Source organism: Aquirhabdus parva, from assembly GCF_003351745.1.
GTDB lineage: Bacteria > Pseudomonadota > Gammaproteobacteria > Pseudomonadales > Moraxellaceae > Aquirhabdus > Aquirhabdus parva.
Genome location: NZ_CP031222.1, coordinates 2,747,025 through 2,759,322, shown reverse-complemented (window position 1 = coordinate 2,759,322; position 12,298 = coordinate 2,747,025). Strand labels below are relative to the sequence as shown.

General features: G+C 48.9%; 11 protein-coding genes. 7 read left to right on the top strand and 4 right to left on the bottom strand.

The window, feature by feature from the left end:
- The first annotated feature begins 1 nt into the window (after nucleotide 1).
- A complete protein-coding gene (gene nuoM / locus HYN46_RS12415; RefSeq protein ID WP_114899676.1) occupies nucleotides 2-1,684 on the top strand; it encodes an NADH-quinone oxidoreductase subunit M in 1,683 nt (560 codons plus the stop codon).
- A gap of 3 nt (nucleotides 1,685-1,687) precedes the next feature.
- Nucleotides 1,688-3,265, top strand: a complete 1,578-nt coding sequence (nuoN, locus tag HYN46_RS12410; RefSeq protein ID WP_228254807.1) for an NADH-quinone oxidoreductase subunit NuoN — start codon at nucleotides 1,688-1,690, stop codon at nucleotides 3,263-3,265.
- A gap of 70 nt (nucleotides 3,266-3,335) precedes the next feature.
- On the opposite strand, the gene HYN46_RS12405 is transcribed toward nuoN, so the two are convergent.
- Nucleotides 3,336-4,226, bottom strand: a complete 891-nt coding sequence (locus tag HYN46_RS12405; protein WP_114899675.1) for a LysR family transcriptional regulator — start codon at nucleotides 4,224-4,226, stop codon at nucleotides 3,336-3,338.
- A gap of 155 nt (nucleotides 4,227-4,381) precedes the next feature.
- On the opposite strand from HYN46_RS12405, the gene HYN46_RS12400 reads away from it, so the two are divergent.
- Nucleotides 4,382-5,146: a ferredoxin--NADP reductase gene (locus HYN46_RS12400; RefSeq protein WP_228254945.1), complete on the top strand. Its 765-nt coding sequence runs from the start codon at nucleotides 4,382-4,384 to the stop codon at nucleotides 5,144-5,146.
- 58 nt (nucleotides 5,147-5,204) lie between these two features.
- Here the strand turns inward: HYN46_RS12400 and creC are convergent, their stop codons facing one another.
- The 3 genes from creC to HYN46_RS12385 form a co-directional block, all read right to left on the bottom strand.
- The gene (gene creC / locus HYN46_RS12395) at nucleotides 5,205-6,698 is read right to left on the bottom strand and encodes a two-component system sensor histidine kinase CreC (protein ID WP_114899673.1); all 1,494 of its coding nucleotides are present in this window, start codon (nucleotides 6,696-6,698) and stop codon (nucleotides 5,205-5,207) included.
- A gap of 43 nt (nucleotides 6,699-6,741) precedes the next feature.
- Nucleotides 6,742-7,497 (bottom strand): two-component system response regulator CreB, encoded by a 756-nt coding sequence (creB, locus tag HYN46_RS12390; RefSeq protein WP_114899672.1) that lies wholly within the window; start codon nucleotides 7,495-7,497, stop codon nucleotides 6,742-6,744.
- Between the two features lie 122 nt (nucleotides 7,498-7,619).
- A complete protein-coding gene (locus HYN46_RS12385) occupies nucleotides 7,620-8,105 on the bottom strand; it encodes a GNAT family N-acetyltransferase (RefSeq protein ID WP_114899671.1) in 486 nt (161 codons plus the stop codon).
- A 169-nt stretch (nucleotides 8,106-8,274) separates the two neighbouring features.
- Here HYN46_RS12385 and HYN46_RS12380 point away from each other — a divergent pair, with 169 nt between their 5' ends.
- The 4 genes from HYN46_RS12380 to HYN46_RS12365 all read left to right on the top strand — a co-directional run bounded on the left by HYN46_RS12380 (nucleotide 8,275) and on the right by HYN46_RS12365 (nucleotide 12,107).
- The gene (locus HYN46_RS12380) at nucleotides 8,275-9,837 is read left to right on the top strand and encodes an ATP-binding protein (RefSeq protein WP_114899670.1); all 1,563 of its coding nucleotides are present in this window, start codon (nucleotides 8,275-8,277) and stop codon (nucleotides 9,835-9,837) included.
- Entirely contained in the window at nucleotides 9,830-10,537 is a 708-nt protein-coding gene (locus HYN46_RS12375; RefSeq protein ID WP_114899669.1) for a response regulator, read from the top strand. The genes HYN46_RS12380 and HYN46_RS12375 overlap by 8 nt, the downstream gene beginning before the upstream one ends.
- 175 nt (nucleotides 10,538-10,712) lie before the next feature.
- A complete protein-coding gene (locus HYN46_RS12370; RefSeq protein WP_162818189.1) occupies nucleotides 10,713-11,732 on the top strand; it encodes an EF-hand domain-containing protein in 1,020 nt (339 codons plus the stop codon).
- 54 nt (nucleotides 11,733-11,786) lie between these two features.
- Nucleotides 11,787-12,107 carry a hypothetical protein gene (locus HYN46_RS12365; protein WP_114899667.1) on the top strand — a complete coding sequence of 107 codons (321 nt, stop codon included), beginning with the start codon at nucleotides 11,787-11,789 and terminating at the stop codon, nucleotides 12,105-12,107.
- The last annotated feature ends 191 nt before the right edge of the window (nucleotides 12,108-12,298 follow it).

The window sequence follows — 12,298 nt, the reverse complement described above, 5'->3', positions numbered from 1 at the left end:
GATGGAACATTTTCAAAATAACCTGATTTTACCGCTATTGATCCTGATTCCTTTTATTACAGGATTTCTGTGCTGGGTTGGCGAAAAAATTAGTATCAGCTTTCCGCGTTGGATTGCCTTGTTCGGTATGTTGTTGACGTTGGGTTTGACGATACACCTCTGGATACACGGTGATTACAGCTTATCTGCGCATAATCTGGTGCAACCGGGTACAGCGCCTGTATGGCAAGCAGAATATTTAGTCCAGTGGATTCCGCAGTTGGGGATTAATATCCATCTGGCGCTGGATGGTCTTTCACTCATGATGGTCGCTTTGACTGCACTTTTGGGTGTGCTCGCTGTGGGCTGTTCTTGGGGGGAGATCCAAAAACATGTGGGCTTCTTCCACCTGAATCTGCTGTGGAGCTTGGGCGGTGTGATCGGTGTGTTTCTCGCGATCGACATGTTCTTGTTCTTCTTCTTCTGGGAAATGATGCTGGTGCCGATCTACTTCCTGATCGCACTGTGGGGTCATGCCGGATCGAATGGTCACAGCCGTGTCTATGCAGCGACCAAGTTCTTCATCTATACCCAAGCATCGGGTCTGATCATGTTGGTCGGTATCTTGGCTCTGGTCTTGATCCGCTATCAGCAAACACATCAACTCAGCTTTGACTATATGGCATTGCTGGGCACGCAGTTCCCACCGGGCTTTGAATATGCGCTGATGCTGACGTTCTTTATTGCTTTTGCGGTGAAGCTACCGGTTGTGCCACTCCATGGCTGGTTGCCTGATGCGCATGCGCAAGCACCCACAGCGGGTTCGGTCGACTTGGCAGGTATTCTGATCAAGACAGCGGCTTATGGTCTATTGCGTTTCGTGATTCCATTATTCCCGCACGCATCAGCAGAGTTTGCACCGATTGCGATTACCCTCGGGATGATCGGCGTGTTCTACGGCGCATGGGTTGCATTCCTGCAGACCGATATCAAGCGTCTAATTGCCTATACCAGTGTGTCGCACATGGGTTTTATTCTGCTGGCGATCTATTCCGGCAATCTGCTGACCATGCAAGGTCTGATGGTCCAAATGCTGGCACACGGTTTGTCATCCGCTGCACTGTTTATCATGAGCGGTCAAATTTACGAACGTCTGCATACCCGTGACTTGCGTCTGATGGGCGGAATGTGGGGACGTGCGCGCTACTTACCCGTCTTCTTGATGTTCTTTAGTGCTGCTTTACTGGGTATTCCCGGTACCGGAAACTTTATCGGTGAGTTCCTGATTCTACTCGGTGCGTTTAAACAGTACCCGTGGTATACGGTGCTTGCGACAGTCAGCTTAGTCCTTGCTGGTCTGTATTCACTGTTCATGATTCACCAGACCTTATTTGGTCATGCACATGAAACCGTGATTCCTGCACATGACGAAAATGATGAGCCTGTAGCAACAGCGCCTGTTGCTGATCATCATCACAACAGCCCTGCTACATCAGCAACCTTTGCCATCACTGATCTCAATGCACGTGAATTATCACTGCTGGTGGTGATGGCTGTCGGCTTGGTGTGGCTCGGCTTGTATCCTCAAACTGTTTTGGATACTTCGAATCAAACCATGCAATGGATCAGTAATTCGTTTACTTCGCCACTGTTTCCAGCAGCAGTTCCAGCTTTACCGACAACAACTGGCACGGGAGTTCACTAAGCCATGACGAATGAACTCAATTTGGTCGATTTTCTGCCTTTAATGCCAGTCTTTATTGTCAGTTTGACCTCCGTTTTAGTAATGCTGCTGATTGCGATTAAGCGTCACCATAACCTCAGTGCGACGGTGACGGTGATTGGTCTGAATGCGGCGCTGTTATCGGTGTTCTTACCTGCGGTCCATCGTTTGCAAATTATTCCGATGGAAGTGCTGCGTCGTTATTTCCAATTAGGTCCTGATCAAAGTTTCGGGATTAAAGAATTTATCCAATTAGACTTTCTGCCTGAGCAATTTGTGACGGGCAAAGTCGCTGCAATCAATGCGATTAACTCGCTGTTCGTGGTGGATGGTTTTGCACAGTTCTATATTATTCTGATCCTGATTGCAGGTTTGGCGTGCTGTACCTTGGCCCATGCCTACATTCATGACTATAAAGATAATAAAGAAGAGCTGTATATTCTGCTGTTGATTGCAATCGCAGGCGGTATGCTGCTGGTTTGTGCGCAGAACATGACCTCTTTCTTTATCGGTCTTGAACTACTTTCTGTACCAACTTATGGATTGCTCGCGTATACCCACGAGCGCAGCAAAGCGTTGGAGTCAGGCATCAAGTATATGGTGCTATCCGCAACGGCTTCTGCATCGATCCTGATGGGTATGGCTTTCTTGTATGCTTACAGCGGCACACTGGATTTCCGTCAATTGGGCGAAGTCTTGGTGCGCACCTTACATGCGCCGCTTGCAGTGACGGGTGTTGGCCTGATTTTGGTGGGTGTTTCTTTTAAATTGTCATTGGTGCCGTTCCATCGTTGGACACCCGATGTCTATCAAGGTGCGCCTGCACCCGTTGCCACATTTTTGGCGACGGTCAGCAAAGTCGCAGTTTTGGCATTGCTCCTGCGCTTCTTGTTCAGCAGTGGTGCACTGGCGATGGAAGGGACACGTATCGTCCTGACCGTCATTGCAGTATTGTCCGTGATCATTGGTAACTTATTGGCTGTACGTCAGGTTAACATCAAGCGTCTGCTAGGTTATTCATCTATCGCGCACTTGGGTTACATCCTGATTGCGATCGTGGTTGCAGGTACTGCAAGCTTACCGACTGTCAATATCTACTTGGTCGCTTATGTGCTGACCACGATTGGTGCTTTTGGTGTAGTGGCCTTGATGTCGAGCCCTTATGACGGCGATGAAGCGGAGTCTTTGGCAGATTATCGTGGTTTGTTCTGGCGTCGTCCGGTACTGACTGCGGTACTGACCGTGATGATGCTGTCACTCGCTGGTATTCCACTGACTGCTGGTTTTATCGGGAAGTTCTTCGTGATCCTCTCTGCGACCACTGGCGGTGCATGGTATCTGCTTGCCGTGGTGATCTTGGGTAGTGCAATCGGCTTGTACTACTACTTGCGTGTATTGGTCGTGCTCTATATGACTCCTGCCAAAACCAAAGGGCTGGATGCGCAAGGCAACTGGGGCACGCAAGCGGGTGGGGTGGTCGTGCTCTTATGCTCTCTGCTGGTGTTGATCCTCGGGGTCTATCCTGCGCCACTCTTGGCACTGGCTGCGATGGCACGCTTCTAAACCTAAATTAGGCTTAAATAATAAAAAACCAGACGCGATGTCTGGTTTTTTATTGCCCATTTTTTTTGTGTTAAATTGATTCTTGGCAATACGTCATAAACGCCTTCATACCTGGTCCTTGATACTTCTGACGATGTACCAGCAAGAAGAACGGGCGAATCAACATCCAGAACGGTGTATTCAATACCACCAATTGACCTGCATCAATCATCGGTTCAACGGCAAGACGCGATACACAGCCAATGCCAATCCCACCAGCCACCACTTTTAGAATCGCTTCATTATGACCCAATGTCAGGCGTAAGCGGGCATCCGGTAGATCATTCAACACGATCTTATCAAAGACCTCGCGGGTACCTGAGCCTTCCTCACGTACGATCCAGTCAGCATCTCGGAAGTCATCAAGATGAAGTGCTGTGTGCTGCTGTTTGATCGCTAGGGGATGGGTTGGCGCGCTGCACACCGCCAGTTCATCCGCCCCCCATGGAATTGCTTGCAACTGCGGGAGGTTACATGAGCCTTCAATCAATCCCAAATCCAGTTGGAACTGGCTGACTGCTTCGATAATCTGGCGAGTGTTGCCCACTTGCAGGCGCAGGTGTGCATCGGGTTTCTTCAGCAAGAAACCCGCCATCAGGTCAGGCATTAGATAGTCACTGATGGTGAGCGTTGAGCCGAGACGCAGATCAACGGTTTGTAGCTCACCACGCGCTGCTTGTTCAAATGCTTCCGCACGACCTAAAATTTCTAGTGCTTGGGGCAGAAGATAGCGTCCTAAATCATTTAAATGCAGACGCTTGCCCTGACGATCAAATAAGGGGGACTCGATGCCATTTTCAAGGTCGGACAGCGCCATACTGGCGGCGCTTTGGGTGAGGCGCACGGCTTCACTGGCGCGGGTAACGGTTCCCTCTTGGGCAATGGCAACAAAAACGGCAAGCTGGCGCAAGGTCATACGCATGGATCAATCTCAATCAAGTTGATGAATCACTTTAAGCAAGCGACATGCTACCATGTTGGCAGGTGAGATAGGCCCAGTCAGTTAAGTCAGTTAAAGTCCGTTGGGGAGATATTTGCGTGAGTGATGAGGGAGTAAGTGCGCCTGTGGTGGATGCCCTGAGCGAGAAATACACCAGAGAAACCGTCCTGAGCGTACGTCGTTGGAGCCCAACTCTATTTAGCTTTGTTATGACGCGTCCTGCCCATTTTCGTTTTGACGCCGGACAGTTTGCTCGCATTGGCATTGAAGTCCCAGATGCAGCACCGATAGTCCGTGCCTATTCTGTGGTGTCATCGCCCTTTGCCGAAGAGCTGGAGTTTTTCTCCATTGTGGTGGCGGATGGTGCATTCACCTCAAAGTTGCAGTTTTTAAAGGCCGGTGATCAATTACTGCTTGAACGTATCCCTTACGGGTATCTGACGCTTGCACGCTATCAGGAGCCTTTGCCACAAGACCTCTGGCTGCTGGCAACCGGAACAGGGCTTGCGCCATTTCTATCGATCTTGCAAGACTTTACAGTCTGGCAGAGCTATCGGCATATTGTTTTGGCCTACAGTGTCCGTACGTTGGAAGAACTGGCGTATGTCACCGAGATCAATGCGCTCCCCGAGCTATTCCGTGATGAAGGTGGTGCCAGTTTTCAATTCCTGCCCATTGTGACGCGTGATTCTAACTATCCACTGCACCAGCGATTGCCAACATTGATTGCATCAGGTCGATTGGAAGAGGCCGCTGGGGTAGAACTCCGTCCCGAGAGTAGTCATGTGATGTTATGCGGCAATCCGCAAATGGTGGACGATACGCGCAATGCCTTAAAAGCCCGTGGCTTGACCATGAATCGTCGTGGGGTAGGCAATATCGCGGTTGAGAATTACTGGTAGATTGCAAATGTTTAGAGGTGTTGAACTCTCATAAAAATCAACGCCTCTACGCTATTCCCTAAGTTTGTTTAAAGTACAGACTGACCAATACGCCGTTCGCAATATTCTCAATCTGCGCATAGCCTTGATGCAGCGCCATCACCTCACGCACCAGCGTTAGACCGATTCCCGTACTTTTACGTCCACTGCCGGGCCTAGGCAATGAGAAGTAACGATCAAAGACTTGTGGCAACGCATAGTCGGGAATCGCTTGACCATCATTCTGGATTTGAATCCGTAGGCTATGCTCCTGATCTGTGGCAAGGCCGGCACTGATCAGAATGCGACCACCCTGCGGCGTGAAATCAATGGCATTATCCAAAAGATTACCCAAGGCCTGACCTAACCAGAAAGGCTCGGCATTGAGCGTGGTGTTATTGGGAATATCCTGCGTGATCTGCAATTGCCGTGTTTCGATCAGGGCGCTGCGCTCATGCAGCAATTGCTTAAACTGCTCGATGAGTAAGACTGGTTGTCGATCAAGAGGTTGTTCCAGATGATCCTGCTGTTTCTCTAATCGGGTGAGTAAAAGTAGGCGCTCGATCAGCAGTTGCAGGCGCTCGGTCTGTTCATGAATGTTCTTGGCAAAACGCAGACGATCCGTAGTCGGTAAATCATCTTGCAAGAGTTCGGCGCTGGCGGCGATTGCGGTCAGCGGACTTTTGAGCTCATGGGTGAGGGTATGGACATAGTTTTCGACATAGGCCTTACCTGCCAGAGCCTCGCGCATGTCATCAATGGTTTTGGTCAGATCGTTGAGCTCACGGGCAATCCAAAAGCGTAATGGTTTAGCAGGCTTACTGGGCGCATAGCCAGAATCTTGTGAATGCGACTCAGTGGCAGATCTGGGTGTAAACGCCAAGGCATAGCGTCGTACTTGTTCAATACCATGTCGCAGCCACCATGCCACACCGCCACTGACAATCAAGGACAACAGTACAATCCACACCGCCCTAAACATCATTTCATGTTGTGCACGGTCGATATAGGGTTGTACTGATATTCCGGGTTTTGCCAGTGAAAGCACACCGATGAGTTGTCCTTGCCAGAGGATCGGTGCGGCAACATACATGGTAGAGGTACTGGCATCATTGGGGTTAGTACGCGTTGAGCGCACACCATAGTGACCGCGCAGCGTCAGATAGACATCATTCCAGCGGGAATAATCATGGCCCACGGCAAGACCTTGCGAGTCGTAGAGCACCACGCCTTTGCTATCGGTGATATAAAGCTGCTGGCTGATGTTATCTTTTTGTTGATTCCAGATTTTGGCGTCCAGTTTGCGACTCAGAATTTGCTGCATCTTTTGCTGAAATTCAGGGGTCTGGACTTGACCGTTAGCGACGTCAGTTGCAATCAACGTGGCGATGATATTGGCATTGTCAGCGAGTATTTCTTCAACAACCTGTCGCACACTTGGCTTAATTTGGTTTTGCATGGCGCTTAAAGTAAAGTAACTACCGACCAACAGCACGATGGCAAAAGCCAGCCAGATTCTTAAAAAGATCGACATGGGTGTACTCCGCTGCGCGTCCTGCGATTATAGACAAGCATCGTTAATCTGCTGATGAACGACTTAAGCTATAACCCAATCCCCGATGGGTCTGAATTGGGTCGATGGGATCAATCGCACGTAGCTTCTGACGCAAAGTTTTTATATGGCTGTCGATGGTGCGCTCTAAACTATGATCCGGGTGCTCCCATGCCGCTTGCATCAGCTGGTTACGGCTCCAGACGCGCTCAGGGTGTCTCAACAACACTTCCAGTAAGCGGAGTTCATAGCGGGTTAGGCTCAAGGGCTGCGCGTGATAAAGCACATGAAAGGTCAGCAGATTCAAGTGCCAGGGTCCCCAAGCAATCAGTTGCTCTATGTCCGGCACAGGTTCTGGACTTGAGGTCATCTGGCTAGGTGCGACCTCTGGACTCTGCATCCGTCGCCAGATGACCTTAATACGGGAGATAATTTCACGCGGGCTAAAGGGTTTTGCACAGTAATCATCGGCGCCAATCTCAAGACCAATGATACGTTCGATTTCCTCACTGCGTGCGGTGAGGAAGAGCAGCGGAGTGCTCCACTGTTTCCGGATGGCACGGCATAGATCAAAGCCATCCATATCAGGAAGTCCGACATCCAGAATCATAAAGTCGTGTGGTGTCGCTGCTTGTCGATCTAAGGCCTGTGCGGCAAGCGTGACCCAATTGACCAACCAGCCTTCGCGTTGCAGCGCATAAATGAGTGGTTCAGCAATGGCTGGGTCATCTTCAACCAACAGGATTCTTTTAGTCGTTGCGGGAGGAGTGATCGAAGACATAGCCAGTCAGGTCAGAAATGATCATGCATTATTGGAATGAATCGCAACTGATGTCCAGTATCGATTATGGATTTTAGGTGAAGTTTCGATGGCCTATCTCGAAACGTATCGTATGGAACGGTCTATAGCGCATGGGGCGATAGCGTTTTTTCCATAAATAAGCTCAGGGGGTCAGGTAGATAGCTCGCAAATGGACCTCGCTCTATATAACCGATTTTCTGATAAAGTGCGATGGCTTCGGGCTGTTTGACCCCCGTTTCTAAGCGGGCAATCCAGATTTCCTGATCAATCAGGGAGGACTCAAGGGCACACATGATTTCTTTTGAAATCCCAAGACCACGGTATTCCTCAAAGACAAACAGACGTTTAATTTCCCCATAGTGTCCATCATCCATGCGGATTCGTACTGCGCCGCATCCTGCGAGTTTCTCTTCTTGAGCAGGGTTTAGAACATAAGCGCCGAGGAACAGTACATTGGATTGTTTAAGCGCATGGGTACTGGCCAGATGATTACTCTCGCTGGGGTAGAGGCTGGCCATATAGGCATCAGACTGCGTGATAATCATTTGTGCTTCATCAGCGTCTGGATCGAGGCGTTTGATGATCATAGGTTCCCTGCCTTTATTTTTAAAATTCATGTCACGAAAGACCCTAGTCTATGCTGACAAGGATACATCGCACAACTTGAATGCAGGATTTGCCTCGCATACTATGCTTCAAAGCCTTAAAATTGAATGACGTGAGTACAATGATCAAGGAATTACGGGTAGGGTTATCATGCGGATAGCCATCACCACCAAGTTGTTTATAGCCATTCTGGGCATTAGTGCGCTGGTCATTTTTGCAATGGGTGGGGCCATGACGTGGAGTCTGCGTCATAGTTTTAATGCCTTTAATGAACAGCAGGATGATCAGCGTGCACAAGCGATGTCGGTGACGCTTGCTGATCTTTATGATGATAAAGGCAGTTGGGATTTTATTCGTAATAAGCCCGAACTATGGCGGGATATTCTGCGTTCTGACGGCATCTGGCGAGGGCTGAATAACAGGCAACCCATGGATCCTTCCTTTGGTGACCAGCTCAAAGGTCTGGTAAGTGAGTCTGAGAAAAAAACACTTCAGGATATCCATGATGCAGCGGCTGCTAAAGCCGAGCCGAAGAAATCTCCTGAGGGCGTACAACATCCCGCAGAGTTTAAACGTCCACAACCAAATTCGGATTATCGCTCCAGACGTTTTGCCCATTGGAGTTTACTCGATGAGAAAGGCGTTGTGATCGCGGGTAAGACCGATCTCTCTCAAGCCTCGCATCGTTATCCTATCCTCTTTCATTCTAATCCCGTAGGCTGGCTTGCAGTTTCTCCGCGTGAAAGACGAGCAATGCCTGCTGAACAGAAGTTTTTGGCTCAGCAACGTAAGTCGAGTTTACTGATTATGCTCGGTGCAGCAATTGTTGCGATCATCGCTGCATTGATGCTCGCTCGGCTGTTTCTTGCACCGGTTCGCCGCTTGGCCGATGCAACTCAGCAGTTGATTGCAGGTCGTTACGAGACCCGTACCCATGTGGACCAGCAAGATGAGTTGGGGCAGCTCGCAAAAGACTTTAATCATCTGGCGGCAACGCTTGAGCGCAATGAAAAAATGCGCCGCGATTTTGTAGCGGATATTTCTCATGAACTGCGAACGCCGCTGGCCATCCTCAAAGGCGAGCTGGAAGCCATTCAGGATGGAATAAGAAAGCCCGATGTTGCCGCGATGAGCTCATTATTATCCGAGACCCAAGCCTTAAGTCAGCTCGTTGATGACCTTTATCAGTTATCGCTTTCAGATGTCGGCGGTTTACGTTATCAAATGCAAGAGATGGACATTAATGCGTGCTTGCATCATGTGATTTCGCTTTTTCAAGAGCGATTCAAGCAGAAGCAATTAACCTTATATGTGCTACAGCCTGATCAGCCTGTGCTTCTGTATGGCGATGAGCGTCGATTAACCCAGTTATTTAAGAACTTATTTGAAAATACACTGCGTTATACCGACCCCAATGGACAAGTCAAATTTACCGTGCGGCGTACCGATCATGGTGTCCACATCAGTTTGCAAGACTCAGCTCCGGGGGTGTCTGACGAAGAGTTGCCACAACTGTTTGAGCGTCTTTATCGAGTGGAAAGCTCGCGTAATCGGGCTACGGGCGGCGCAGGTTTAGGTTTACCGCTTTGCCAGACGATTGTTGAGGCGCATGGGGGCACGATCCAAGCCAAACATTCACCGCTCGGAGGCATTTGGATTGATATTGTACTGCCTAACGAGAACCCAGCTTTAGAAGGAAAGAGTGATGACTGAGAAGAAAGCCTTAGTGCTCGTGGTTGAAGACGAGCCGAAACTGGCACAAGTACTGATCGACTACCTAACCGCCAATGATTATGCGACGCATTGGATTTCTGACGGTCGTGACGTTGCGAAATTTTACAGCGAACATGCCAAAGCAGATCAACCCGATCTGGTCTTGCTGGATTTGATGCTGCCCGGACGTGATGGTCTAGATGTCTGCAAGGACTTGCGCCGGATCAGCCAAGTACCAATCATCATGATTACAGCACGGGTTGAAGAGATCGACCGCTTGATCGGGCTTGAGATTGGTGCCGATGATTATATCTGCAAGCCATTTAGCCCGCGTGAAGTGATGGCGCGCGTCAAGGCGATTTTACGTCGTATTCCGCATGGCGATCAGGGTATCAAAACCACTGGATTGACTCATTTTCCGCAATTACAGCTGGATGAGGCACGTTTTGAAGCGCGTTATCACGATCAATTGTTAGAGCTTACCCCGGCTGAGTTTCGTTTGCTGAAGACCTTGGCCGATGCTCCGGGGCGCGTGTTTCAACGCGATCAGTTGATCAATCATGTCTATGATGATCAGCGCATCATTACGGATCGCACTATTGATAGTCATATCAAAAACTTAAGAAAGAAAATGGCCGTGGTTGCCCCTGAAGATGTGATCCGTTCGATTTATGGCGTGGGCTATAAACTGGAGCTGTAGGATAAAAAAAGCGGAGAAAATAGGTGATGTACCTAAAGCGTGTATAAGTCACGCAAAGGCATATAGCTCCTTGTTTTCTCCTCATTTCCTGCAAATTGTACCGACATTTGAACGTTACTTTGGTCTTGTCCACAAAAAGCGGCAATTAGCCGTACCGACAAATCGGAGTCATCAAATGAGTACATTTATTTCGAAGCAATTGTCAAAAAAACAGCTCAGCAAACAGCCGAGTTTTAAGCACTCTCTGATCGCGGCAGTCGTGATCGGTTGTGGTGGATTGTCCATGGCGAGTTGGGCCGATGATAGTGCGGCAAGTGCCGCTGTAGCCACAGCATCAGCCAGTGTTGCTCCGGCTGCTAAACCAGAATTGACCTCTGAACAGCGTAAAGCGTGGCACGAACAGCATAAAGCCGAACGTGAGCAACAGCGCACTCAGCGTCGTACCGAACTTTTTAATCTCGCTGATACCAATAAAGATGGTACGGTAAGTTTGCAAGAGTGGTTAGCGTTTAAACCGCCACGTCCTGAGCATCGTTTTGAGGGGCATCGTGGAGGTCCAGATCAAGGTCGCCCCGATGAGCGCCCAGAACATGCTGGGGATCAACCACCACCACCTCCAGAAGCGGATCGCGGTGCTAAACATCTTGCAGAATGGCTGCAAAAAGTAGATGCTAATCATGACAATCAGATTAGTCTTGCTGAAGCGCAATCGAATGCCCCATTTATTGCCAAGCACTTTAATGAGATCGATACTGATCATAATGGCTTGATTAGTCAGGATGAACTGAAGGCTTACCATGAGGCTCAGAAAGCAAAATGGGATGCCAAGCGCATCGAGATGCGTACCGAAGCCTTTAAAAAGGCGGATACCAATCATGATGGCCAGTTGACCTTGGCAGAATGGCTGGCGTTCAAGCCTCATCATGGTGGTTTTTGGCATCATTTATGGGGTCGTTTGTTTGGTCATGAGCATCATCATGGCGGTGATGATCGCGGCCCATGGCGTGATCGTGGCGATTGGTTCAAGAAAATTGATACCAATGGCGATGGTCAGATTAGCTTGAGCGAAGCTCAAGCAAATGCTCCAAAAATCGCACAACACTTTAATGAAATTGATACAGATCATAACGGTCAGATTAGTCAAGATGAGCTCCATGCTTTTTTCAAGAATCAGCATGCCAAAACATCGTCATAAAACGTCATCCATCAAGTATTAAATACTTGATGGTGTTATGAAAAAGGGGAAGGTGTGAGTACTTCAAATCCAATCACGTTGAAAGCAGGTCTGGGCACACTCGTGGTGCTTGGGCTATGGGCTGGGTCGTTACAGGTTGCACAAGCGATTCCACAGCAACCCAGCAGCAAGTATCGTGCTGAATCCGTCCATGACGCAAAATGGCATCAAGCTCATCCTAAAGCCGCGGTGACCCCACCATCGACCAAAGGATGGATTAAGACCTTACCGCATCGCTACCGGATTGTGAAATCCCATCACCAAACCTATTATTTTGCCAATAAACACTACTATCAGCGTAGTGGCGCAGGTTATGGCATTGTCAAATTGCCTTAATGATTTATCAGCAATATCAAAGCCCAATATGGTTCTCCATATTGGGCTTTTGCGTTTCTAGAGGGCGTTATAAAGGCGCTATATTGAGAATTTTTTAGCGTGATGGAGTGAATTACTCAACTTGTGTAAAGAATCCGCTACAATATCGGCAAAATTTTATATGCTCATCTCATCCTAGCGTGCTCAAGATA